Source organism: Bifidobacterium pullorum subsp. saeculare, from assembly GCF_016899725.1.
Classification (GTDB): Bacteria; Actinomycetota; Actinomycetes; order Actinomycetales; family Bifidobacteriaceae; genus Bifidobacterium; species Bifidobacterium pullorum_C.
In genome coordinates this window covers 1-25,703 of the sequence record NZ_JACLYU010000013.1, presented here as the reverse complement: position 1 = coordinate 25,703, position 25,703 = coordinate 1, and the positions used below count along the sequence as shown (strand labels likewise).

Genomic DNA, 25,703 nt, shown 5'->3' with positions numbered 1-25,703 from the left:
GGGGCCTGCGATGGCACGGATGGCCCAGCAGATGCGTCAGCTCTACGCGATGTGCGCGACGGCGCTCGTCCTCGGCCGCGCCGACCTCGACGGAGCCGACGACGCCGGATTCGACATCGACCTGCCGGTGTTCACCGTCGGCCAGGCCGGCGAGCTCGCCGGCATCCACCCGCAGACCCTGCGCCAGTACGACCGCGTGGGGTTGGTGACGCCGCAGCGCACCGACGGCGGCGCGCGGCGCTACTCCCTGCGCGACGTCGAACGCCTGGTGCAGGCCCAGCGCCTGAGCCAGGACGAGGGCATCAACCTGGCCGGGGTGGGCCGCATCCTGGCGCTGCAGGAGGAGAACCGGCAGCTGCGGCGGCAGGTGCGCCGCCTGCAGCACGAGACGGAGGACTGCGTGTTCGCCGCCGGCCGCGACGGCGACATCGTCGAGATGCGGCGCTCCGGCAGCGCGCGCACCTGGCGCCGGTCCATCCGCCGGCGCCCGCGGGCGCTGCCGTCGCGCACGGAGGCCCGCGACGCGGCCGCGGTGCCCGATTCGCAGTCGCTGGTGCTGTGGGGCTACCGCTGAGGCGGCGGCCGGCCGGCGGGGCGGCTGTCGCGTCGCTTTGCTGAGATAGGGGGAGCGTGGCCGGCGCGGCCCCCGCCGCGGGGCGCGGCCGGCCCACCCATCGCACCCATCGACTGTTGCGGAGGCATCATGTTGCTCAAGGCCGTGTTCTGGGACCTCGACGGCACCCTCATCAATTCCGAGCCGCTGTGGCACCAGGGCGAGATCGAGATCGCCCACGCCAACGGCGGCGAATGGACCGTCGACGACGGCTGGGAGGGCTCGGGCACCCCCGTGCCCGACGTCGCGCGTCGCATGATCGCCAAGGGCACGCGGCTGACGGTCGAGCAGATCGACGTGCAGCTCAAGGACTATGTGTACCAGGCCGAGGTGCGCGGCCTGCCGTGGATCGACGGCGTGCTCGGCGTGCTGCGCTCGCTCAAGGAGGCGGGCGTGCTGTCGATGCTCGTCACCACCTCGCCGCGGCGCATGGCCGAGAATGTGATGGCCCAGGCCGGCGACCTTCTCGCCGGCTATGTGTGCGGCGACGACCCCTACGCCCACAAGCCCGACCCAGCCCCCTACCTCGCGGCGGCCGCGCGGCTGGGCGTCGACGCCGCCGACCCGGCTGCGATGGCGCGGTGCGTGGTGCTCGAGGACTCCGCCTCCGGCATCCGCGCCGGCGTGGCCTCCGGCGCCACGACGATCGCCCAGACCGGCTGGATCCGCAACGACACCTCCGGGCTGGGCCAGTTCGCGTCCATCCCCTCCTACGAGGGCATCGACGCCGCCGCCCTCGACGCCTTCGTGCGCCGGCGCGTGGGCTGAGCGGGCGCGAGCGGCCGCGGGGTGCGGCGGTTGCGGGCGGCTGGCGCGGCTGCGGGCGGCCGCGGGGTGCGGCGGCTGCGGAAGACCTGGACGGCCGCGGAAGACGTGCTGGTATGGTGGGGCCTGGTTGTGAGCCGCCCCGCCGGACCGCCCCGGGGCACAACGACAGGACTGTTTGGATATCATGGGTTTCGTCAATTTCATCATCGAACTGCTTAAGGATCCCCGCGCCGCCATCGCCAGCTGGATCGCGATGGGCGTCGCGCCCACGCTGGGATTCATCTTCCTCATCGTGTTCATCGAGACGGGCGTGGTGTTCTTCCCGTTCCTGCCCGGTGATTCGCTGCTGTTCGCGGCCGGCTTCTTCGCCGCGCCGGACGCCGCCACCGGCGAGCCGGGCGCGCTGCCGCTGTTCGCACTGCTGCCGGTGGTGTGGCTGGCGCCGATCATCGGCGACCAGTGCAACTACTTCATCGGGCACTTCTTCGGCCGGAAGATCATCGAATCCGGCAAGGTCAAGGCCATGACGCCGGAGCGGCTCGCCAAAACCGAGGGCATGATCGAGAAGTGGGGGCCGCTGGCGGTGTTCCTCGGCCGCTTCTTCCCGTTCATCCGCACGTTCATGCCGTTCATCTCCGGCATCTCCGGCATGCGTTGGAGCCGCTTCACGCCGTTCTCCGTGCTCGGCGGCCTGGTGTGGAGCTCCCTGTTCACCTTCCTCGGGTACTTCTTCGGCGGCATCCCCGCGGTGCAGGAGCACTTCGAGCTGGTGATCGTCCTCATTCTGGTCATCTCGCTGCTGCCGACCGTGATCGGCTTACTCAAGGCCAAGTTCGGCAAGAAGCAGGCGCCGGAAGCCGCGTGAGTGCGGCCGGCTGTTGGCGTGGCTGGCGGCGGGCGTGACCGGGTGGCGCGGCCGAGTATCGCGTCGCCGGCGCGTCGCCGTGTTGCATTTGTTGGGGGAGCGCACTATAGTGTGCAGAGTTGTCTTGCGAAGCATGACAACACCCAAGGGGCTGTAGCTCAGTTGGTAGAGCGCTTCGTTCGCATCGAAGAGGTCGTGGTTTCGATTACCATCAGCTCCACGAGGAAGCCTGCGATTCGCGGGTTTCTCCGCTGGCTGGTGCCGGGCCGAGGCTCGGGCTGGCCGGACAACTTCATATGGGGCTATGGCGCAGCTGGTAGCGCATCTCCATGGCATGGAGAGGGTCAGGGGTTCGAATCCCCTTAGCTCCACGAAACCCTTCGGATTCCACCCCGAAGGGTTTTTCTTTTTCTGGCTGGTTGCGTGTTCGTCTGGCGGCGTTGGCGGTGTTGGCGCCGGCCGTTAGCGCCCTGTTTTGCTCCCTAAAGGGAGCGGGATTGGACGCTGTGGGCCTGCCAGTCGATTGCCCAAGAGTCTTGTATGCCCTTCGGATTGCGTCCGGAGAGCTTTTTTGTTGCTCCAGGAGGCCCTCGCTGCAGTGGCGGGGGGAAGGGGGGAATGCGGAATCGGAACTGACAAGGGGGTGCCGCCACAATCCGGTGTTGCTTGGAAACGCCGTAAGGTCGGGGGTGCAAGGGTGCATCAAGGGGTGAGCGAAACCCGGCAAGGTTTCCATAGATTCACTTCCTGAGTAATGGCATAGGGCTGGATGCCGCCAGCGATGGCGGCGAGGTGGAACGCAGATGGTCATTGTTCCGCCGCCAGGCCGTGCGAGAGGACCCAGGAAAGAGGGGCCATGCGTATGACGTGGCATTGGAATGGCAGGACGGCAACGTCCGCGCTGGAGCATGGGCAAGGGGAGTCCGATGCTCTCCGCTATGATGCGCCGAGGCGCCGCCCGGCGCGAATCATCAGGCGAATCGCCACCGCGGTGGTGGCGACGATCGCCTCAGTCTCGATGCTGGCCGCGCCGGCATACGCGGCGCCGAAGGGCGGGACGGACGAGACCGCATTCGCGTCCGTCTCCGCGAAGAAGGCCCAGAAGACCAGCGGCACCGCTCGGGCCGCAGGCGACGAGACCACCGTGGCGGATGCCTCGACCATCGACAACTGGCGGCAGCATCTGGAGAACTCCACCGAGAACATCGGCCGCATCTGGACCGACAAGTCAGTCTTCACCGGCGACGCCGAGCTGACAAACGCTGAGGGCCGGGATCCGATCACGGTCAGCAAGAACCAGAACGATTCGGACCCCGACTTCCTCGTCGGCCTGTCCGCCCTGTCGTCCGTGTCCAACCTGACGAAGACTTCCAGCCAGCCGCTCGACATCGTGCTGGTGCTCGATGTGTCCGGCTCCATGGACGAGACCATGACGTCCTACACGTATGAGCCGGTGTACCGCATCAACACCAACGGACGGACGACGTATTACGCGAAGCTGGAGAATGGGGCGTATCGGCAGATTGAGCGCGTGACGTCGCGGTGGGGGCAGTTTGACCACTGGGAGCTGAACGGCCGGACGGTCGAGCCGAAGACCAGCGCCCAGGATACTGATCCCGGCCGCATCCAGTTCTATACGCGTGGTCGTGCGACCAGCACGAGGAAGCTGCAGGCTCTCAAAGCGGCCGTCAACAGCTTCATTCAGGCGACGTCCGAGCAGAGCGGGACCGTTCAGAACCGCATCGCGCTGGTGAAGTATGCCGGTGATCGGTACCGGAACAGCATCGGGGATAACACCTATCGAGAGAATCGTAATACCTATAACTATACGCAGGTGGTGTCGGACTTCTCTGACAATTTTGGTGCCTTGTCAAGTCAGGTGAACGCGCTGCAGGCCGGCATGGGCCTGGTGGACTTCACGAACCCCGCCGCGCGCGACTGGTTCAAAGGCAAGGTCAAGGCGCTGCTCGCCCAGGGGGTGGACGCCATCAAAACCGACTTCGGCGAGCGGATTCCGCGCGACGTGGTGTGGTTCGACGGTTCCCCGAAGCTGTCGATGCACAACTGGTACACGCAGCTGTACAACCAGACCGTGTTCGAGGCGATCGAGGAGACTTATGGCAAGGGCCAAGCCTGCCTGTTCGCGCGTTCGGCCACTGTCGGCGGGCAGACGCAGCCCGTGCATTGGGGCGGCGACTGCGAGTCCACGTTCAATGGCATGGCGCAGACGCTGCGCGCGGGACTGTCGTTGATCAGCAGCGGCTTCGGCTTCTGGAGCCATGACATCGGCGGATTCGAGGGTGCCTACCCCGATCCGGCCTTGTACAAGCGGTGGATCGCATTCGGTCTGCTCAGCTCCCACTCCCGTTTGCATGGATCCAGCGTGTATCGCGTGCCGTGGCTGTTCGACGAGGAGGATGAGCGCAACGGCGTGGCCATCGCCCCCGGCCAGAGCGCGGTGGACGTGACCCGTGAATTCACCAAGCTCAAGCTCTCCCTCATGCCCTACCTGTACCAGGTGGGCCTCGAACCGCACCGCAGCGGCACTCCGGTCATGCGCTCGATGTTCCTCGAGTTCCCCGACGACCTCGCCGCCCGTCCGCTCGACCGCCAGTACATGCTCGGTCCCTCGCTGCTCGTGGCGCCGGTGTTCACCTACTCGGGCGAAGTCGACTACTACCTGCCGGAGGGCACGTGGACCAACTGGTTCACCGGGGAGCGCGCGCATGTGGTCAACGGCCAGTGGCGTCACGAGACCCACGCCTATGACACCGTGCCGCTGTGGGTGCGTGACGGCAGCGTGCTGGTCACCCATCCCGGCGCCGAAACCCCCGAGTACGAATACGGCAGGGACACGCTGGTCCACGTCTTCCTCGATCAGGTGGAATCCGCCGAGGCCACCGTGACGGAGACGGACGGAACAACGGTTGTGTTCTCCGCGCGCCGCACCGCCGCCGGCATCGAGGTCACGAGCTCCGACGGCCGCGACTTCACCGCCGCCGATGGCATGAGCCAGCCCGTCGCCTCCGTGGACGGCAAAGCCACGCTGTGACCGTATGATGGCCACGGAACCACTTGTGGCCCACAGCGGCCGCCGTCCCCGACGGGCGGCGGCCGCTGCGTGGGCCACGTCGGCAAACAGGCCGCCGGGCCTTCGCAACGAAAGGGACGATGATGACCTTCCAATTCCCCGCTGACTTCACCTGGGGCACCGCGACCGCGTCGTACCAGGTCGAGGGAGCCATCCACGAGGATGGCCGCACGCCCTCCATCTGGGACACGCTCTGCGCCCAACCCGGCCGCATCTGGGACGGCTCCTCTGGCGTCGTCGCATGCGACCAGTACCACCGCTACCCGCAGGACATCGCCCTGATGCGGGAACTGGGCATCGGCGCCTACCGCATGTCCGTCGCCTGGCCGCGCATCGTGCCCGAGGCGGGCGGCTGCGCCAACCAGTCCGGGCTCGACCATTACCGGCGCGTGCTCGACCTGCTGCGGGACAACGGCATCAAGCCCGTCGTCACGCTGTACCACTGGGACCTGCCGCAGTACCTGCAGGACCGCGGCGGATGGGCGGCGCGCGAGACGGCGGAACGGTTCGCCGACTACGCGGCCATGCTGGCCAAGGCCTTCGGCGACCGCGTGGACACGTGGACCACGCTCAACGAGCCGTGGTGCGCCGCCTACCTGGGGTACGGCTGCGGCGACCACGCGCCGGGCATCCGCGACCATGCGCAGGCGCTCGCCGCGGTGCATCACCTCAACCTGGCGCACGGCCTGGCCATCGGCGCGATCCGCGGCGAGCTCGGCGACGCGGCGCGCTGCTCGGTGACGCTCAACCTCCAGGTCACCCGCGCCGCCAGCGAGGCGCCGCAGGACGCGGCCGCCAAGCACCGCGCGGATCTGCTCGCCAACGAGGTCTTCCTCGGGCCGATGCTCGACGGCCGCTACGACCCCGAGCTGTTCGAGGTCACCCGCGACGTGACCGACTGGTCCTTCGTGCGCGACGGTGACGTCGAGACCATCCACCGTCCCCTCGACGTGCTGGGCGTGAACTACTACTCGACCGCCACGGTGCGCTGGGCCACGGACGCCGACCGTGCCGCCGACGCCCGCGCCGCCGGCGGCTCCTCCGACGGTCTGGACGTGCATGTCGCGCCGATGCCCGCGCAGGAGGTCGTCCACATCCTGCCGCCGACCGGGGAGCTCACTGCGATGGGCTGGAATCAGGAGCCCGCGGGGTTGCGCGATGTGCTGGTCGAGCTGTCCGGCCGCTACCCGGGGCTCGAGCTGATGGTCACCGAGAACGGTTCCGCCTGGGATGACGACGCCGTCACCGCCGACGCCTCCGTGGCCGGGGTGCCCGCCCCGGCCGCCTACGACGGCGACCCCGAGGTGCTGGGCGCCGACGGGACGGCCGCGCCCGCCCCGGCCCAGGACGCCGTCTGGGCCGTGGAGCCGGGGAAGATCGTCCACGATCCGAGGCGGGTGGCCTATCTGGACGCCCATGTGCGGGCCGTGGCCGACGCCATCGAGGCCGGGGCGAACGTGACCGGGTACTACGCGTGGTCGCTGCTCGACAACTTCGAGTGGGCGCTCGGTTACACCAAGCGCTTCGGCATCGTGCGCGTCGACTACGGCACGCAGGAGCGCATCTGGAAGGACTCCGGCCTGCGCTACCGCGCCATCGCGCGTGCGAATGCGATCTGAGATCAGCCGATTCAGAGGTAAAAATCTTATCTTATCTGATCAGATAATTGATCAGATAAGATAAGATTTTTGCCTCCCGGGTTCAATGCACACATCGAGGTGCAATTCAATATGTGCTTTGGGCGAGTTCTCTGCTTACTTCCAATGCGCAACTTACCGGCGATATAACGTGTGCATTGGGCAGGGGAGGGGAGGTGCGCCAAGAGGCGACCCGGGCCCGGGTTCCGCCCTACGGACTTATGATGAGCGCATGAGTGATGACAACGGACAGACCACTGCGCCCGTAACGCCAGATGCCGCAGAAGGGGAGCAGACAATCGTCCAGGTGCCGGCCGGCACCGTGGTGCTGGCCGCCACGCCGATCGGCAACGTGGGCGACGCCTCCGCCCGGCTCATGGCGCTGCTGGAGCGCGCGGACATCGTGGCCGCCGAGGACACACGCCGGCTCTTCGACCTGGCCCGGCGGCTCGGCGTGCACGTGAACGGGCGCGTCGTCGCCTACCACGACCACAACGAGCGCGGCAAGGCCGACGGTCTGCTCGACCAAGTGGAGGCGGGCGCCACCGTGCTCGTCGTCTCCGACGCCGGCATGCCCACGATCAACGACCCCGGCCTGGCCATCGTGCGCCGCGCCATCGAACGCGGCCTGCCCGTCACCTGCGCCCCCGGCCCGTCCGCCGTGCTCGACGCGCTCGCGCTCTCCGGCCTGCCCACCGACCGCTTCTGCTACGAGGGCTTCCTGCCGCGCAAGCACGGCGACCGCATGCAGCATCTGCGCATGCTCAGAGCCGAGCGCCGCACCATCGTGTTTTACGAGACCACCCACCGCATCGCCGAGGCGATGGACGACCTGCTCGCCGCCTTCGGCCCCGACCGCCCGATGGCGCTGTGCCGCGAACTGACCAAGGACTACGAGCAAATCCGCCGCGGCACCATCGGCGCGATCCGCGAGGGCGTCATCGCCGACCCGCCGCGCGGCGAGATGGTGCTCGTCATCGGCGGCGCCACCGACGAGGAGGCCGCCGAGGCGGCGCCCGAGGCGCTCGGCGTCGACCAGCTGGCCGCGCTCGCGCTGGACCTCGCCGCATCCGAGGGGATGCGCGTCAAGGACGCCATCGCCAAAGTCGTCCAGGACCACCCCCTGCCCGACGGCTCCTTCGCCAACCGCAAGCAGGTGTACGCCGCCGCGCTCGCCGCCAAGCAGGACTGAGCCGCCGGGGGAGGACCCCGTGGCGGGGGCGTGGCGGCACGTGCCGGGGGTGAGTCGGGCACGCGGCGGGCCATGCCGGGTCGTGCCGGGTCGCGCTGGGTCGCGCCGGGGCACGCCGGGTTACGCCGGGTCGGGCCGGGACATGGCGGGGTCGACTCCCGCCGCCGTTCCGCCGCACCTCAGCCATCGGATTCCTCCAAAGCGTCGAGCAGCACGGTCAGCGCCTCCCGGACCCCGGGGCCGCCGGCCTGCGAGACGTATTCGAGCAGACGCGCGTCCGCGTTCGGATTGGCCACAAGCCACCGCCTTAGCCCGGGCACTTCGCGTGCGATGTACTCCAGCGTCTCGTAATCGGTGCCCGGACTGCACGCCACCAGCGGCGTCAGCTCCAGCGGCGGCGGGGGAGGGGCCGGCCCGTCGGCCCGCCCGCCGTCAGCCGTCCCACCGCCGCGCCCGCCGCCAGCGCCCCGGCCCGCCGTCGCGAGCCCATGCAATCGCGCCGCGCGCGACAGCCTGCCCAGCCTGCCCGACCGTGCCGCCCGACGCCCGCCATGCCGTCGCCGCCGCATCCGCGCCTCCCTCCTGTGCATCGACGCGATGCCGGTGCCTCGCCGCCGGCATCACCGCAGCATCGCCTCCTTCCTGACCTGGGCCAGCCACTGCGCCCTCCTGGCGCGCTCCTCGTCGAGCGGAAGCCGCGCCTCGAAGAAGCGCTTCGCGCGTGGGCCGGTTTTCATATAAGGGTTCTCGCCGAGGATGGTCAGGCATTCCTTGGCGGAGATCTGGTAGGCGTCCATCAAGGTGTCGATGCGCGAGGCGATGGACGGCATCACCTTGTCCGCCTCGTCCTCGCGGTTCGCGGCCAGGTCCACCGCGGTGCGGGCCGGGGCCGTGAGCCGCAGCGCCCCGATGCGCTGCAGCTGGCCGCCCGGCGCCTTGCGGTTGTACACGCGCACACGCCGGCCGTGCACCGTCGCACGGTAATGCGAGCCGGAGAGCACGTCCACCGTGTCCGGCAGCCTGCCGCCCAGCCAGACCCATGCCGCGCTCAGCGCGCAGGCCACGGTGTTGAGCGGCGTGAGCGTCGAGACGATTTGCGCGCGGCCGTACAGCGTGGTCGTGTACTCCGACCAGAAGCCGTTCGCGCGGTCCAGCGGCACCACGACGCCCAGACGGGTCAGCCAGCTCATGCTCAGCGGCCCCGGCAGGTCGCGCACGCGGAGCATCGTCGGCACCGGCGCCTCGACCGCGCTGCCCGGGCCGGCCGCGCCGCCCATGCCGGCCCCCGAGCCGGCTGCGCCGCAGAGCCCCGCGCTTTTCGGCGGCATCGTGCGGACCACGCAAAGTCCGTCGCGGGCCGGTCCGTCGCGGACCGCGGCGGTTCCGTCGCCGAGGGCCGGACCGTCACGGACCGGGCCGCCGGGCCGGCTGGCGTCGCGTCGGCCGGCCGGATGCCGCCGGGCCGGCGCGGGAATCGGCGCCGGCCCCGTCGCCGGCTGCGGAATCTTCGTCGCTGTCGTCATGTCATCGTCGTCATTCATACGGCCCGACCCTAGCGGCGGCGGGCCGGCGGCGCCACACCCACCCCCTCCTACGGTGGATAAGTGGATAACTCGGCCGCCTTCGCACCCCCGATGTGCATAAGTCGACCCGTTCGATACCCCCGTATCCCCGTTGTGGATAACCGGGCGGGGCCTGCCCGCCGCCCGTGTGCGGCCCCTCCGCGTGTCCCCGCCGCGCCGGATAATCGGCCGCATGAGTCATATTCTGGTGAATGTCGCATGGCCGTACGCGAACGGCCCGCGCCACATCGGCCACGTGGCCGGTTTCGGCGTCCCCTCGGATGTGTACGCCCGCTACGAGCGCATGAAGGGCAACGATGTGCTCATGGTCTCGGGCACGGACGAACACGGCACCCCGATTCTGGTCGAGGCGGAGAAGGAGGGCCTGACGGCCCAGGAGCTGGCGAACCGCTACAACCGCGTGATCGCCAAGGACCTGTGCGACCTAGGGCTGAGCTACGACCTGTTCACCCGCACCACCACCGGCAACCACGAGCATGTGGTGCAGGAGATGTTCAAGCAGTGCCTCAAGAACGGGTACATCTACAAGGGCACGCAGCGCGTGGCCATCAGCCCCTCCACCGGGCGCACGCTGCCCGACCGCTACATCGAGGGCGAATGCCCGATCTGCCACACCGAGGGCGCGCGCGGCGACCAGTGCGACGCCTGTGGCAACGAGCTCGACCCGGACGAGCTCATCAACCCGGTCTCCAAGATCAACGGCGAGACCCCGCGCTTCGAGGAGACCGAGCACTTCTTCCTCGACCTGCCGGCCCTGGCGGAGGCGAACCTCAAGTGGCTCGACTCGCGCACCGGCTGGCGCACGAACGTCATCAACTTCTCCAAGGGCCTGTTCAAGGAGGTCAAGCCGCGCGCCATCACGCGCGACATCGACTGGGGCATCCCCGTGCCGGTGGACGGCTGGATCGACAACCCGAACAAGCGCCTGTACGTGTGGTTCGACGCGGTGATCGGCTACCTGTCCGCCTCGATCGAGTGGGCGCGCCGCTACGGCAAGACCCCCGACGACTGGCGCCAGTGGTGGAACGACCCCGCCACCCCGGGCTACTACTTCATGGGCAAGGACAACATCACCTTCCACTCGCAGATCTGGCCCTCCGAGATCCTCGCCTACAACGGCGGCGGCTCCAAGGGCGGCGAGACCGGCGAACTCGGCCCGCTCAACCTGCCCGAGCAGGTGGTGGCCAGCGAGTTCATGACCATGGAGGGCAAGAAGTTCTCCTCCTCGCGCGGCATCGTGATCTACGTCAAGGACATCCTCGCCCGCTACCCCGTGGACGCGGTGCGCTACTACATCTCCATCGCCGGGCCGGAATCCTCCGACGCCGACTTCACCTGGGCCGAGTTCGTGCGCCACAACAACGAGGAGCTGGCTGCCAGCTGGGGCAACCTGGTCAACCGCGTGGCCAACCTCATCGCGAAGAACTTCGGCGCCATCCCCGAGCTCGACGAGGATTCGATGACCGACGAGGACCGCGCGCTGCTCGCCGAAACCGCCACCGCCTTCGACGCGGTGGGCGGGTTCATCGAGACCCATCGCCAGAAGGCCGCCCTCATCGAGGCGATGCGCATCGTCGGCGACATCAACAAGTACATCTCCGCCACCGAGCCGTGGAAGATCAAGGATGACGACAAGCGCCTGGGCACCGTGCTCCACGTGGCCGCGCAGGCCGTGAGCGACGCGAACCATCTGCTCGCGCCGTTCCTGCCCCACTCCGCGCAGAAGGTGTGGGAGGCGCTCGGCGGCACCGGCGTCTTCTCCCCGCTGCCGCGCATCGAGGAGGTCGAGGACCTCGACAAGCCGGGCTTCCGGTATCCGGTCATCACCGGTGATTACGAGCTCGGCCGCACCGTGCACCCGTGGGAGAGCGAGCCAATCGTGGCCGGAACCCCGGTGGCCAAGCCGACGCCGATCTTCGCGAAGATCCCCAAGGAGGCCGTGGACGAGGAGCTCGCCCGCTTCGAGGAGGCGCTTGCCGCGCGCCGCGAGGCCGAGGCGGAGCGCCTGGCCGCCGAGAAGGCCAAGCTGCAGGGCTGAAGGCTGCCTGTCGGGCTGAGGGCTGCCGGCCGGCCGGGTGTTCCCGGCCTTGCTGCCGATGCCTCCCGTCTCCGTCGAATGATGGGGCGGGAGGCATCGGTGTATCTCGGGTTTGCCGGGATTGTAGGGGCTCTATGGGGCGGGATGGCTGCGCTGCGCTGTAGGGGGTTGGGCTGCTGCTGAACTGCGTGGACGCTGTATCGGCGTTCGTTGGGGCTTCTGACGGGATGAATCTCGGTTCGTTGGGTCGTGCTGAAGTGCGGTGGCTGGGCTATCTCGGTTCGTTGGGGCGGATTTTGTCTGTTGCGGAGGTCTATCTACGTTCGTTGGGTCCTCGTCGGCGGGGTATCCCGTCTAGGGAACTCCTGAAAACGGCGGAATTCCAAGGCTTGGGTGTTGTGATGTCTGCGGGCGGAGGACCCAATGAACGCAGATAGATGTCTGTAAAGTGGAAAATCCGCCCCAACGAACCGAGATACTCCTCTTGAGGCGCCCCAACGAACGGAGATGCCAGGGGCAGACGACCCAACGAGCCAAGATAGGCCTCAAGTCATTCGTGCGATACGGCCGGTGCCGGAGCGGTGAATCTCATCCGTATGCGTCGGAACGCTCGCCCCAGTGAGAACGGGCTCACTACAGCAGTCAGGCTGTTGCCATGAGCGGAGCTGGCACATGCTCAGCAGGGCAGCTGGCTTGTCGCTACGCTTGCCTCCACGGCTCCGGGCCCTTGCGAATCAGACACAGGATTCCTAGACGATTCTCAGGAACACGCATCGTTTCCCCAAGGAACGGGCGGTTTACTAAATCATGTCAGCGGTTGAGGTTGATGCCGATGGCGAGGTTCCCTCCAGAACCCCATAACTGAACCCTTCTTCTCTCTTCTCTCTCACCCGGCGGCTTCCCTCCGCCGGGTTTCTCTTTTCCGGGCTCATTCCGCCGTTTCCGATGTTCACGTGCATGCGGGACTGCGCGCAGGGCTCATGAGCTTATGGGCGCTCCGGCCCGCACGGCAAACCGTACGCTGACTGGTCGTAAGAGTACGGTTCGCCGCATGAAGGCCATGCGAGTGCGGCAAACCGTACGCTGGGCGACCCGAAGCCCGCTTTGTTCGTGTGCGCAGCGTCCGTGCCTGTGCTGTTTGTGTTCAATGTTCTTTCGGCACCACCTCGGACACCAAAGCTGTACTTCCACGACACGGGATTGCTGTGTCACCTGCTCGGCATCGGTAGCCTGCCGGAGCTGTTGGCCTCGCCGTACCTGGGCATGGTGTTCGAGAACATCATCGTCGCCGAGACGATGAAGCGCCATTGCAACGAGGGGAAGGCGCCAAGTCTGTTCTTCCACCGCATCACCGACAGCTTTTAGGCGGCAGATGCGCGGGCCGTCAGTGCCGCCGACTGGCTCAAACGTTAAGCGGGGCGGCACCCTGCTCCCACCTCAACGGACAGCCTCGACGCATATGGGCACAGATGCCCGCGGAACATGGGCGTGTCCTGCTGTGGGACCCCTAGAATGATGCCCCGTCGCATATCGGACGCGCCGCGGCATCGCCGCCCGCCGCGTGCCGCGCGACGCCACGAGAAGAGAACCCCCACCAGTTTCCAGGAGAGACCTCACCCATGTACGTCGATCCGAACCGCAACAAGGACGCGGGCAACCTCAGATGGATCATGCCCTACTGCAAACCCGACCTGCCGCGCGTCCTCGGCGCGGTCGTGCTGTTCATCGTCAACGATGCGATGGCGCTGACCATCCCCCTGCTCACCGGGCTCATCGTCGACCGGGTCATCGTCCAGGGGCATACGGACGAGCTTGTGCGCCTGTGCCTGGTCATGCTCGTCATGACCGTCGTGCGCGTGGGCACCCGCTACGGCTACCAGATGTGGATGGAGCGCTTCAGCCAGAACACCATCTACCGCCTGGTCTCCGACGAATACGAGAAGCTCCACGAGCTCGACTTCACCTATTTCAACCACACGCGCACCGGTGACATCATGAGCCGCATGACCTCCGACACGGACGCGATCCGCCACGCCATCGGCTGGGTGAGCTACCAGATCCTCGACTGCGTGGTCATGTTCCTGGGCGCGCTGGCCGTGATGACCTCGATCGACTGGCGGCTGGCGCTGGCGCTGGCCTGCGTCACGCCGTTCCTGTTCGTGCTCACGCGCGGCCTGTCCACCCACGCGCGGCCGCTGTTCCTCGCGATCCGCAACTCGCTGGCCAGCCTCAACTCGATGGTCGAGGAGAACATCGAGGGCAACCGCGTGGTCAAGGCCTTCGTGCGCGAGCCCTACGAAACCGAGAAATTCGACCGGCACAACGACGACTACATGCAGCGCAACATGGCGCAGGCCTACAACACCCGCCGCTACATGCCCTGGCTGGACGGCCTCGGCTTCTCGCTGCAGCTCATCACGCTCGGCTTCGGCGGCCTGCTGGTGATCCAGGGGCACATGACCCTGGGCAACCTGGTGAGCTTCAATTCCTTCCTGTGGATGCTCGACGGCCCGGTGCGCCAGTCCGGCTGGCTCATCAACGACTGGCAGCGCTTCAACGCCTCCTGCGTCAAGATCCGCCGCCTGCTGACCTCCAAGTCACGCATCGTGGAAAAGGAGGGCGCCGAGGACGGCGTCAAGCAGGCCGTCGCCATCGCCGCGCAGGTCGGCGGCGAGCATCCGGCCGCGCCCGACCGCGTCACCGGTGCGGTGCGCTTCGACCACGTGAGCTTCGCATTCCCCGACGACCCCGGCACCCCGATTCTCAAGGACATCGACTTCGCGATCCCCGCGGGCGCCAAGCTCGGCATCCTCGGCGAGACCGGCTCCGGCAAATCCACGCTCGTCAACCTCGTCTCCCGCTTCTACGACCCGACCGTCGGCCGGGTGCTCATCGACGGCATCGACGCGCGCGACTGGCCGTTGGCCACGCTGCGCTCGCAGGTGTGCATCGTGGCGCAGGACACCTTCCTGTTCTCCGACACCATCGGCGGCAACATCGCGTTCGGCGCCGGTTCCGACCGCGACCCCGTGTTCATCCGCCGCATGGCGCAGATCGCCGGCGCCGACCAGTTCATCCAAGCGATGCCCGAGGGGTACGACACCGTCGTGGGCGAACGCGGCGTGGGCCTGTCCGGCGGCCAGAAGCAGCGCCTGTCCCTGGCGCGCGCGTTGGCCGACGACCCGGCCATCCTCATCATGGACGACACCACCTCCGCCGTCGACATGGAGACGGAGGCGGAGATCCAGCAGCATCTGCGCGACATGGACGAGAAGAAGACGATCATCACCATCGCCCACCGCATCTCCTCGGTCAAGGACGCGGACCTCATCCTGGTGCTCGAGCACGGCGCCATCGTCGAACGCGGCACCCACGCGCAGCTCGTCGCCGCGCACGGGCGGTACTGGGAGATCTATCGCAAACAGCTGGGCATGGCCGCCGGCGCGGCCCAGGGATTCGGGGAGGAGGCCTGACATGGCGCAACGCAACACCTTCCGTGAGGACGAGGAGCTCGAGGAGCAGATCAACCTGCGCGACATCGCGCGCGTGGGCCGCTACCTCAAGCCGTACCTGCCGCGCGTGGTCCGCATCCTCGTCGTCGTCATCGCGATGAGCGGCATCCTCGTCACCGTGCCGTACCTGACCAAGATCATGATCGACTCGGCCATCCCGAACAAGGACCTGGGGCTGCTCGGCGCCCTGGCCGCGGGCCTGGCGGCGCTCATCGTGGTGTACGAACTGTGCCTGCGCTACCGCACGGTGGCGATCACACGCGTCGGCCAGCTCATGCTCAAGGACATGCGGCGCGACATCTTCACGCATATCCAGACGCTGCCGTTCAGCTACTTCGACTCTCGCCCGCACGGCAAGATCCTCATCCGCGTGGTCAACTATGTGAACACCCTCTCGGACACGCTGAGCTCCGGCCTGATCAACGTGATCTCCGACGTGTTCACCTTCGTGATCACGCTCGTGGTCATGTTCGCGATCGACTGGCGCCTGGCGCTGTTCAGCCTCGTGCTGTTCCCGGTGCTCATCGTGTGGGTGCGCGTGCTGCAGTACTTCCAGCGGCGCGCCTACCAGAAGCTCTCCAACAAGCAGAGCAACCTTAACGCGTACATCCACGAGTCGATCGCCGGCGTGAAGACCACGCAGACCTTCGCCCAGGAGCGCGCCCAGTTCGCCACGTTCCAGCAGCAGCAGGGCGAGGTGCGCTCGGCCTGGATGCGGGCCGTGCACATCCAGTTCCTCATGTGGCCGGGCGTGCAGACCATCTCCGTGGCAACGATCTCGCTCATCTACTTCGTGGGCGTGATGGGCCTGGGCGGCGTGGACGTAACTACGGGCGTGCTCATCGCCTTCGTGGGCTACGCAAACAACTTCTGGAACCCGGTGATCAACATCGGCAACTTCTACAACCAGCTCATCACCTGCTCCGCCTACCTGGAGCGCATCTTCGAGACGCTGGACGTCAAGCCGGAGATCACCGACAGACCCGGCGCGCGCGACCTGCCCGCCATCCAGGGGCGCGTCGACTTCAACGACGTGGTGTTCCGCTACGAGGAGGGCGGGCGCACGATCCTCAACCTCGTCGACTTCCACGTGGCCCCGGGCCGCACGATCGCGCTCGTGGGCCCGACCGGCGCCGGCAAAACCACGATCGTGAACCTGCTCTCGCGCTTCTACGACGTCTCCGAAGGCTCGGTGACGATCGACGGCCACGACGTGCGCGACGTGACGCTCGCGTCGCTGCGCCGCCAGATGGGCGTGATGCTGCAGGACACCTTCATCTTCTCCGGCAACGTGCGCGAGAACATCCGCTACGGCCGCCTCGACGCCACCGACGAGGACATCGAGGCCGCGGCGAAGGCCGTGCACGCGCACGAGTTCATCATGGAGCTGCCCGACGGCTACGACACCGCGGTCGAGGAGCGCGGCTCGACCCTGTCCGCCGGCCAGCGCCAGCTCATCGCCTTCGCGCGCGTGCTGCTCGCCGACCCCCGCATCCTGATCCTGGACGAGGCGACCAGCAACATCGACACGCGCACCGAGGAAGCGTTGCAGGCCGGCCTCAACCACCTGCTCAAGGGACGCACGAGCTTCATCATCGCGCACCGCCTGTCCACGATCGAGAACGCGGACGAGATCTTCTACATCGACCACGGGCAGATCGTGGAGCACGGCTCGCACGCCGAGCTGCTGGCGGAGCACGGCGCCTACTGGCGGCTCTACGAGAGCCAGTACGCGATGATCCGCTCCTCCGTCGGCGCCGACCGCGCGGCCGGGTAGGCTGGGGTCCATGAGCAAGCACAAGCACCGCGACCGCAGCTGGGCGCCGGCCCCCGCGCCGCTGCCCGCCGACGCGCAGGTCATCGACAACCACACCCACGTCGCCTCCGTCGTCCCGTTCTCCCGCGCGATGAGCCACGAGGCCGTCGAGAAAGGCCAGGACCCGGTGCCCGTCTACTCCGTGGACGAGCTGCTGGACCAGGCCGCCGCCGTGGGCGTAAGCGGCGTCATCGACTCCGGCTGCGAGTTGCCGCATCTCATGACCGCCGTGGACATGGCCCGCGAGCACGACAACGTGCACGCCGCGCTCGCCATCCACCCCAACGAATCCGTGCGCCACGGCCACCGCGCCGTGCCCGGGCCGGACGGCCTGCCCGTGCGCTACCAGCCGTGGCATGACACGAGCTTCGAGGACGCGCTCGCCGAGGTGGAACGCCTCGCCCGCGCCTACCCACGGCAGGTGGTGGCCATCGGCGAAACCGGCATGGACCTGTTCCGTACCGGCGAAGGCGCCAAGGAGATCCAGCGCGAGGCCTTCCGCGCGCACATCGCGCTGGCCAAGGAGCTGGGCCTGCCGATGCAGATCCACGACCGCGACGCCCACCGCGAGGTCATCGAGACCCTGCTCGCCGACGGCGCCCCCGAACGCACGGTGTTCCACTCCTACTCCGGCGACGCGGAGATGGCCGAGATCTGCCGCGAGCAGGGCTGGTACCTGAGCTTCTCCGGCACCGTGAGCTACAAGGGCAACGACGGCATCCGTGAGTCGCTGCGCATCGTGGGCCTGGACCACGCGATGGTCGAGACCGACGCCCCCTACCTGACCCCGATGCCGTACCGCGGCCGGACCAACGCCCCCTACTTGATCCCGTACACGCTGCAGGCGATGGCCGACGCCCTGGACCTGCCGTTGGAGGAGGTCGCCCGCGGCACGCGCGCGACCACTCGCGAGGTGTACGGAGTCTGACGCCCGCCGCAACGTTGCGCCTCCCCAGTCGCTGAAGTTGTGAGGAAATCGTTAGGACGCTAACATATCCCTAACAACGACTAGCGAACGGGGAAGGTCCCCGCGCCGAAATTCATCAGCGGGGAATCTCTCCGCCTCTGGAGGATGCAGTATGGCGGAGTCATCACGTCCGTCTTCCGATGCCCAGAACACGACCCCCGGGGCCCCGGCATCGCAGAACCCGAACGGCAGTCCCGAACCCAACGCCCGGCGCAAGCCGGCCCCCAAGTCCTCCGGCCGCCCGGCCGGCGGCCAGGGGCGGCAGGACGACGCGCTGCTCAAGGCGGACAGCTACACCAACGCGCCGAAGGTCTCCCGGCGCACGCTCACGCGCGAGGAGCGCGAGGAGCTGGCCAAGCAGGAGGAAGCCGAGCGGCGCGAGGCCCAGCGGCTGGCGCGCGGCAAGGCCCGCGGGCCCCTCGGCCGCTGGTGGCGGCGCCTGCAGTCCGGCCCGGACCGCGTGAGCTTCGGCATGGCCATCGTGGCGCTCGGCGTCGTCTACGGCGACATCGGCACCTCGCCGCTGTACACGGCCCAGACCTTCCTCTCCGGCCAGGGCGGCCTGCAGCACGCCGACCGCGAGGCCGTGCTCGGCATGCTTTCGCTGGTGTTCTGGTCCATCACGTTGATCACCACCATCAAATACGTGCTCATCGCGATGCGCATCGACAACAAGGGCGAGGGCGGCATCTTCGCGCTGTTCTCCCTGATCCGGCGGCGCGGCGCCTGGCTGGTGATCCCCGCCATGCTCGGCGGCGCGGCTTTCCTGGCCGACTCGGTGCTCACGCCGGCCGTGTCCATCAGCTCCGCGGTCGAGGGCCTGCGGACCATCCCCATGCTCGAGCCGCTGTTCGACCAGAACACCGAGCTGACGCTGATGATCACCATCTGCATCATCGTCGTGCTGTTCTGCTTCCAGTCGCGCGGCACCGAGCGCATCGGCCGGGTGTTCGGCTCCATCGTGCTCGTCTGGTTCGGCTTCCTCGCGATCGTGGGCGTGGCCAACCTCTCCTCCGACTGGTCCGTGCTCGCCGCGCTCAACCCGGTGTACGGGCTCAAGTTCCTGTTCAGCCCGCACAACGCGGCCGGCATCGCGCTGATGGGCACCGTGTTCCTCTCCACCACCGGAGCCGAGGCGCTGTACTCGGACATGGGCCACGTGGGCCGCGGCAACATCTACTTCACCTGGCCGTTCATCAAGGTCACGCTGGTGCTGTGCTACTTCGGCCAGGGCGCGTGGATCCTGCGCAACCAGCACAACCCGGAGTACGCGGACCAGGCCACCGTCAACCCGTTCTTCGAGATGATGAGCCCCAATGTGCGCTACCTGGCCGTGGTGCTGTCCGTGGCCGCGGGCGTGATCGCCTCGCAGGCGCTCATCACCGGCGCGTTCACCATGGTCTCCGAGGCCACGCGCCTCAACTGGATGCCGCATCTGCAGGTGCGCTACCCGGCGCGCACGCGCGGCCAGATCTACATCCCGGTGATCAACATCGTGCTGTGCGTGGCCACGCTGGCCGTGCTCGCGCTGTTCAAGGACTCCGAGCACATCTCCGCCGCCTACGGCCTGGCGCTCACCATCACGATGATCACCACCACCGTGCTGCTGGCCGTGTACCTGTGGTACGACGGCAAACGCGTGGGCGCGGTGGTGTTCACCGTGGTGTTCCTGGCCATCCAGGTGCTGTTCTTCATCGCCTCGATGGCCAAGTTCCTCCACGGCGGCTGGTTCACCATGCTGCTCACCCTGGCCATCCTCGCGGTGATGTTCACCTGGAACGAAGGCACCAAGCTGGAGCGCGCGCAGCGCCGGCACATGAGCCCCGCCGACTGCCTGCCCGCGTTGGACAAGCTCCACGGCGACTTCCGCATCCCCTATTTCGCGGACAACATCGTGTACCTGACCTCCGATACGGAGATGAAGCGCCTCGACACGGACATCTTCTTCTCGATCTTCGCCGACCATCCCAAGCGCGCCCGCGCCTGGTGGGCCGTGAGCGTGGAGACCGCGGACGAGCCGTTCACCCGCGAGTACACGGTGGAGAACTTCGGCACCAACTACCTGTTCCGCGTGCGCATGCGCCTGGGCTTCAAGGTCTCGCAGTCCATCCCCGCCTACCTGCACCAGATCATGCACGACCTGGAGAAAACCGGCGAGCTGCCGAACCAGAAATCCGTGTACCCGAAGGTGGACGCCGACCCCGGCATCGGCACCATCCGCTACGTGCTCATCCACAAGGCCCTCATGCCCGAGTCGAAGATCTCCACCCGCGGCGCCCTGTCCCTGCAGATCAAGTACGCGATCCGCCACGTGGCCGGCTCGCCGGTCAAATGGTTCGGCCTGGCGCCGTACAACCCGCTGGTGGAGGTGCAGCCGCTGTTCGTCTCCACGCGCCGGCCCCCGCGCCTCAAGCGCGTCGGCCGCCCGCAGCCGGTGGAACCGGAGATGATCGCGCCGGCCGGGCAGTGAGGCCGGGCCCGGCTCCGCCCGCGGGCGCGGAGCCCCCGCCCGGCGGAACCCTACAATGGTGCGCTATGACCGGATCCAGGCGTAAACGGGCGACGATGGCGGACGTGGCGCGCGCGGCCGGCGTTTCGGTGGCGTCGGTGTCGAACTACCTCAACCACCGCCCGTACATGACCGAGGCCATGCGCGCGCGCATCGCCGCGGCCGTGGCCGACCTCGGCTACCAGGTGGACGCGGCCGCGCGTAACCTGCGCTCCGGGCAGACGCGCCTGCTCAAGCTGTCGATCCCCGACCTGCGGCAGCTGTACTTCGCCGAACTGGCGGAGGATTTCCTCGCGCAGGCCCGCGCCCACGGCTACGGCGTGATCGTGGAATCGACGTCCAACAACCGCGACCGCGAGCTGGAAAGCGTGCGGTCGATGGGCACGCGGCTGGCGGACGGTCTGATCCTGAGCCCGCAGCTGATGACGCACGGGGACGAGCCGATGCTCGCCGGCGACTGGCCGCTGGTGGTGCTGGGGGAGCGGCTGTTCGACGCGCCCGCGCCGCATGTGGCCATCGGCAACCGTGCCGGCGCCAAGGCGGTGGTGCGCCATTTGCTGGCGGCCGGGTGCCGCCGGATCGCCGTGGTCGGCGGCGTGCGGGCGGCGCTGCCCGCACGCCCCGCGGCCGTCGGCCTGCCCGGCGCGCCGGCCGGTGCGCCGGCCGAGCTGTCCTCCGGCGTGGTGCGTACGCGGGCCTTCCTCGACGCCATGCGCGAGGCCGGCGCGCCCGTCGACGCGCGGCTGATCGCCGAGCCCGAGGGCTGGGGCAGCCAGGACGGCCGCCGCGCGGTGCGGCGGCTGCTGGACGCTGGGGAGCGCTTCGACGCGGTGTTCGCCCTCAACGACCTGCTGGCGTGGGGCGTGCTGCGCGGCCTGCGCGACCGCGGTCTGCGCGTGCCGGAGGACGTGCGCGTGGTCGGGTTCGACAACCTGGACGAGTCCGCCGCGATGAGCCCGTCCCTGACCACCGTGGATCCGCACCGCCGGCAGATCGCGCGGCTGGCGGTGGAGTCGTTGCTCGCGCAGATCGAGGAGGGACGGCGCGCGCCGGCCGGCACCATCGAAGTGCCGGCCTCGCTCGTCTGCCGCGAGTCGTCGCCCGCCCGCTGACCGGGCGGGCGCCCGTCAGATCGTGAACTCGACGGCCGCCCACGCCACGGCCGGCAGGTCGAAGCACAGCCCGGCGCCATCCGTGCTCACCGGCAGCTCGCGGGGCACGACGGTCTCCGGGGCGTCGGCCGTGTTCTGGCGGTGCGGGTCGTCGTCATGGAGGACGACGGCGCGCGCCACGCGCACGCCGTCGCCGCCTGCGGCCGGCAGCCCGGCCAGGTCCACCGTCACCCCGTGCGCGGCCGTCACGTCGCGGTTCACCGCCAGCAGTAGGCCAGAGCGGGTCCGCTCGTCCCACGTCACCACCGCGTCGAGCGCGTCGACCTCGCCCCAGGTCTCGGTCGCGACCTTCGGCGAGTCGATCGCCGGCGCCCACGCCAGGCCGCGCGCGTGGTGCGCGGCCTCGGCGAATGGGTAGAACACGGTCTGCCGCCACGCCGGGCCGCCGTCCGGCTCGGCCATGATCGGCGCGATCACGTTGACCAACTGCGCGCGCGAGGCGGAACGCACGCGGTCGCAGTGCTTGAGCAGGGTGATCATCAACGACCCCTCCACCACCGCGTCCGCCGCGGAGTAGATGTCCTCCAGCAGATGCGGCGCGAACGGCCACGGCTCGTGGTGCAGCCCCTCGGCCGCGGCGGCCTTCCACTCCGCCTCCTGCCGGTTCCACACGTCGGAGTACCACACGCCCCACTCGTCGAAGCTCAGCGCGATGTCCTTCGTGCCGTGGTTCGCCTCGCGCGCGGCGTCCGCGCTGGCGGCCACGGTGGCGATGAAGCCGCGCATGTCCTCCGCGCAGGCCAGGTAATCCTGCAGGGAGCGCGCGCCGCGCTCGTAGTAGTAGGCGTGGCAGGAGACGAAGTCCAGATTGTCGTAGGCGCGGGTGAGCACCGTGCGCTCCCAGGTGCCGAAGGTGGGCATATGCGCGCTGGACGAGCCGCATGCCACCAACTCGAGACCGGATTCGGCGAGCTTCATCGCGTGCGCCACCTTGTCCACGGCGGAGGCGTATTCCTCGGGTGTCATGTGGCCGACCTGCCAGGGGCCGTCCATCTCGTTGCCGATGCACCACATGCGGATGTCCATCGGCTCGGGGATGCCGTTGGCCACGCGCCGGTCCGCCAGCGCGGTGCCGGGGGTGCCGTTGACGTACTCGAGCTCCTCGAGCGCCGCCTTGAGCCCGCGCGTGCCCAGGTTGACCGCGAGCATGATCTCGGTGCCGGCCTTGCGGCTCCAGCGGTGGAAATCGTCGATGCCCACGAGGTTCGGCTCGGTGGTGTGCCAGGCCAGGTCGCGGCGTACCGGGCGCTGCTCGCGCGGGCCGGTGCCGTCCTCCCAGTTGTAGTTGGAGACGAAGTTGCCGCCGGGGTAGCGCACGCAGGTCACGCCGAGCTCGCGCGTCAGGGCGAGCACGTCGCCGCGGAAGCCATCCTCGTCGGCGGTGGGGTGGTCGGGCTCATAGATGCCGCCGTACACGCAGCGGCCGAGATGCTCGACGAAGGAGCCGAACATGCGCCGGGGCACGTCCGCCACGGGCGCGGCGTGCGGTGCGATGGCGATGGTGACGTCTGGCGGGGTGGGGGCGGTGTGCGGGTGCGGTGCGGCGGCCGGTGAGGTGTGGGCGGTGTACGGGTGCGGTGCGGCGGCGGCCGGGTGCGGTGCGGCGGATGTCATATCCCCTCCTTGGGTCATGGCGGTATCGGATGCATGACCGGGTGTCTGGCTGCGCGCGGAGCCGGCTTCGGCTGCGCGCGGGGTGTCCGGCGGCGCGGGGTGCGCAGTCAGGACTGTCCGCGCGGCCTGGCTTCGGCGGCGCGGGCCCGGCCTGCCGGTCGGGTCGTGCGGTCCCAGGCTTGGCTCCGGCCGTGCGTTCCCGACTCCGGTCGCGCGGATCGGCTCCGGCGGCGCGGGTCTGGCCTCGCCCTCGGACACCCCCGATATGCGAAACGCCGACGGGGGTGTTTGCGCAAACATCGCGGTCGTGTTATTGTCCATTAAAACGATACAAGACGTGAATGACCACGGATTGTGCGTTTCCCAGGAAGACAACAGGGAGGAACCAAGAACGATGAAGTTCACAGCAAAGAAGGCAATCGCGCTCACCGGTGCCATCGCGATGATGGCGGGCGTGGCCGCCTGCGGCTCCGGCAGCGACACCGCCGGCGACTCCGGCGCGGCGAAGGACGGCGAGAAGACCGAGATCCTGGTCTGGTCGTGGGATTCCACGCTGCCGCGCACCGTGGAGGGCTTCGAGAAGGAGAATCCGGACATCAAGGTCAAGGTGACCAACGCCGGCACTAACAAGGACGAGTACAACGCCCTGAACAACGCCATCGAAGGCGGCTCCGGCGCCCCGGACATCGCGCAGATCGAATACTACGCGCTGCCCGAGTACCAGATCCGCGACTATGTGATGGACCTGTCCGAGTTCGGCGCCGACAAGTTCTCCGACTTCTACACCCCCGGCACCTGGAGCTCCGTGAACCTCAACGGCGGCGTGTACGCCCTGCCGATGGACTCCGGCCCGATGGCGTGGTTCTACAACAAGGACGTGTTCGACAAGGCCGGCGTGGACCCGACCCAGGTGCGCACGTGGGATGAGTTCTACGACGCGGCCAAGAAGGTCAAGGCCGCCGGCTCCTACATCACCTCCGACTCCGGCGACGCGGGCTTCTTCGACTCGATGACCTGGCTGGCCGGCGCCAAGCCGTTCGCCACCTCCGAGGACGGCACCCAGGTGACCGTCAACCTCACCGGTGACAAGAACGTCAAGACCTTCACCGACTTCTGGCAGAAGCTCATCGACGAGGATCTCATTGACACCAAGACCGTCGGCTGGTCCGACGACTGGAACAAGGGCCTCAACGACGGCTCGATCGCCTCGCTGCTCACCGGCGCGTGGATGCCGTACAACCTGCTTTCCGGCGCTCCCGACGGCGACGGCAAGTGGCGCATCGCCCAGATGCCCACCGCGGACGGCTCCGAGACCAACTCGGAGAACGGCGGCTCCTCGCTGGCTCTGATCAAGACCGACGACAAGGCCAAGGCCGAGGCCGCGTACAAGTTCATGGAGTACGCCTGCCACAACGCCGAGGGCATCAAGACCCGCGTGGACGGCGGCGCCTTCCCGGCCGACAACGACACCCTCGCCTCCGACGACTTCCTCTCCATGACCTCCCTGACCGACGCCGACGGCAACGCCCACGAGTACTTCGGCGGCCAGAAGTTCAACGAGGAGCTGGCGAAGGCCGCGGCCAACGTGTCCACCGGCTACAAGTTCCTGCCCTTCGAGGTCTACGCCCGCGGCGTCTTCGCCGACGACGCCGGCGCCGCCTACACCGACAAGTCCATCACGCTGGCGGAAGGCGTGGAGGCCTGGCAGAAGAACCTCACGGACTACGCCGAGCAGCAGGGCTACACCGTCAAGTAATCGGTGCCTGCCATACCGCGACCGGCGATGGATTCCTGCGGCCGGAGCTCCTGGCGAACTCTCCTTCCTCACGGAGCTCCGGCTGCACGGCAATGGGGTGGCCACGATTCGTTCGTGGCCACCCCATTGCCGTTGAAGCGGAGCAGTGGCGTCAAACTGTGACGTGGTTGCTTCGCTGAGGGGCTGTCAGTGGAGCAGTGGCGTCATGCTGTGGCGTGGTTGCTCCGCTGAAGGACCATCGGTGGCACAACGGCTACCCGCGGGGGGCGGCGATTCCGTCGCGGAATCCTACAATGGTGCGGTATGACCGGATATATCCCCACACTCGAGCAGGTGGACGAGCTGCACCACCGCATCGCGCAATCCCAAGCCGCCTACGACCTCATCCACACGCACTGCCAGGTCGTCGCCACCATCGCCCGGCAGCTGGCCCACCGGCGCAACGCGCTGTTCATGCGGCGTTGCACGCTGCCGGCCGGCGCCCCCGAATTCGAAAACAACTCCGCCGCCTGCGCCGTGGCCCCAAGCCCGGATGCGGCCGGTGCCCCAAGCCTCGCCCCGGCCCCGGCC

16 protein-coding genes, 2 tRNA genes and 3 pseudogenes are annotated in these 25,703 nt (G+C 68.3%); 18 read left to right on the top strand and 3 right to left on the bottom strand.

Annotated elements, in window-relative coordinates:
• Positions 1-10: 10 nt before the first annotated feature.
• From H7U32_RS07015 to rsmI, 8 genes are all read left to right on the top strand, one after another.
• Positions 11-574 (top strand): heat shock protein transcriptional repressor HspR, encoded by a 564-nt coding sequence (locus H7U32_RS07015; protein WP_204469305.1) that lies wholly within the window; start codon positions 11-13, stop codon positions 572-574.
• 129 nt (positions 575-703) lie between these two features.
• Positions 704-1,381: an HAD family hydrolase gene (locus H7U32_RS07010; RefSeq protein ID WP_204469303.1), complete on the top strand. Its 678-nt coding sequence runs from the start codon at positions 704-706 to the stop codon at positions 1,379-1,381.
• Positions 1,382-1,565: 184 nt separating this feature from the next.
• On the top strand, positions 1,566-2,246 hold the full coding sequence (locus H7U32_RS07005) for a DedA family protein (RefSeq protein WP_204469301.1): 681 nt from the start codon (positions 1,566-1,568) through the stop codon (positions 2,244-2,246).
• Positions 2,247-2,393: 147 nt separating this feature from the next.
• Positions 2,394-2,466: transfer RNA gene (locus tag H7U32_RS07000), tRNA-Ala, on the top strand.
• 78 nt (positions 2,467-2,544) lie between these two features.
• A tRNA-Ala gene (locus H7U32_RS06995) sits at positions 2,545-2,617 on the top strand.
• Positions 2,618-3,237: 620 nt separating this feature from the next.
• Positions 3,238-5,298, top strand: a complete 2,061-nt coding sequence (locus H7U32_RS12595) for a TIM-barrel domain-containing protein (protein WP_440201441.1) — start codon at positions 3,238-3,240, stop codon at positions 5,296-5,298.
• A 122-nt stretch (positions 5,299-5,420) separates the two neighbouring features.
• Positions 5,421-6,956 carry a glycoside hydrolase family 1 protein gene (locus H7U32_RS06985; RefSeq protein WP_204469350.1) on the top strand — a complete coding sequence of 512 codons (1,536 nt, stop codon included), beginning with the start codon at positions 5,421-5,423 and terminating at the stop codon, positions 6,954-6,956.
• A gap of 250 nt (positions 6,957-7,206) precedes the next feature.
• Entirely contained in the window at positions 7,207-8,166 is a 960-nt protein-coding gene (gene rsmI, locus H7U32_RS06980) for a 16S rRNA (cytidine(1402)-2'-O)-methyltransferase (protein WP_204469299.1), read from the top strand.
• A gap of 179 nt (positions 8,167-8,345) precedes the next feature.
• Here the strand turns inward: rsmI and H7U32_RS06975 are convergent, their stop codons facing one another.
• The gene (locus H7U32_RS06975; protein ID WP_323804606.1) at positions 8,346-8,540 is read right to left on the bottom strand and encodes a hypothetical protein; all 195 of its coding nucleotides are present in this window, start codon (positions 8,538-8,540) and stop codon (positions 8,346-8,348) included.
• Between the two features lie 246 nt (positions 8,541-8,786).
• On the bottom strand, positions 8,787-9,689 hold the full coding sequence (locus H7U32_RS06970) for a hypothetical protein (protein ID WP_204469297.1): 903 nt from the start codon (positions 9,687-9,689) through the stop codon (positions 8,787-8,789).
• A gap of 232 nt (positions 9,690-9,921) precedes the next feature.
• On the opposite strand from H7U32_RS06970, the gene metG reads away from it, so the two are divergent.
• The 8 genes and pseudogenes from metG (at position 9,922) to H7U32_RS06935 (ending at position 21,703) form a co-directional block, all read left to right on the top strand.
• On the top strand, positions 9,922-11,787 hold the full coding sequence (gene metG / locus H7U32_RS06965) for a methionine--tRNA ligase (RefSeq protein WP_204469295.1): 1,866 nt from the start codon (positions 9,922-9,924) through the stop codon (positions 11,785-11,787).
• Between the two features lie 1,110 nt (positions 11,788-12,897).
• Positions 12,898-13,152: a DUF4143 domain-containing protein gene (locus tag H7U32_RS10965; protein WP_323804605.1), complete on the top strand. Its 255-nt coding sequence runs from the start codon at positions 12,898-12,900 to the stop codon at positions 13,150-13,152.
• A 254-nt stretch (positions 13,153-13,406) separates the two neighbouring features.
• Positions 13,407-14,453, top strand: a pseudogene (locus H7U32_RS12590) (ABC transporter ATP-binding protein); the annotation flags it as partial.
• A 36-nt stretch (positions 14,454-14,489) separates the two neighbouring features.
• Positions 14,490-15,260: pseudogene (locus H7U32_RS12585) on the top strand (ABC transporter ATP-binding protein); the annotation flags it as partial.
• Between the two features lies 1 nt (position 15,261).
• Positions 15,262-17,076: an ABC transporter ATP-binding protein gene (locus H7U32_RS06950; protein ID WP_204469291.1), complete on the top strand. Its 1,815-nt coding sequence runs from the start codon at positions 15,262-15,264 to the stop codon at positions 17,074-17,076.
• 10 nt (positions 17,077-17,086) lie between these two features.
• Complete coding sequence (locus H7U32_RS06945; RefSeq protein WP_204469289.1) at positions 17,087-18,043, top strand: TatD family hydrolase; 957 nt, start codon at positions 17,087-17,089, stop codon at positions 18,041-18,043.
• A 151-nt stretch (positions 18,044-18,194) separates the two neighbouring features.
• On the top strand, positions 18,195-20,552 hold the full coding sequence (locus H7U32_RS06940; RefSeq protein WP_204469288.1) for a KUP/HAK/KT family potassium transporter: 2,358 nt from the start codon (positions 18,195-18,197) through the stop codon (positions 20,550-20,552).
• A gap of 65 nt (positions 20,553-20,617) precedes the next feature.
• Positions 20,618-21,703 (top strand): LacI family DNA-binding transcriptional regulator, encoded by a 1,086-nt coding sequence (locus tag H7U32_RS06935; protein WP_239457590.1) that lies wholly within the window; start codon positions 20,618-20,620, stop codon positions 21,701-21,703.
• 15 nt (positions 21,704-21,718) lie between these two features.
• Here H7U32_RS06935 and H7U32_RS06930 read toward each other — a convergent pair whose 3' ends face one another.
• Positions 21,719-23,377, bottom strand: coding sequence for an alpha-N-arabinofuranosidase (locus H7U32_RS06930; protein WP_239457589.1), 1,659 nt, complete (start codon positions 23,375-23,377; stop codon positions 21,719-21,721).
• 394 nt (positions 23,378-23,771) lie between these two features.
• Between H7U32_RS06930 and H7U32_RS06925 the strand changes: the two genes are divergently transcribed.
• Together H7U32_RS06925 and H7U32_RS10805 are read left to right on the top strand one after the other, a co-directional pair.
• Complete coding sequence (locus H7U32_RS06925) at positions 23,772-25,133, top strand: ABC transporter substrate-binding protein (protein ID WP_204469284.1); 1,362 nt, start codon at positions 23,772-23,774, stop codon at positions 25,131-25,133.
• Positions 25,134-25,436: 303 nt separating this feature from the next.
• Positions 25,437-25,703, top strand: a pseudogene (locus H7U32_RS10805) (HD domain-containing protein); the annotation flags it as partial.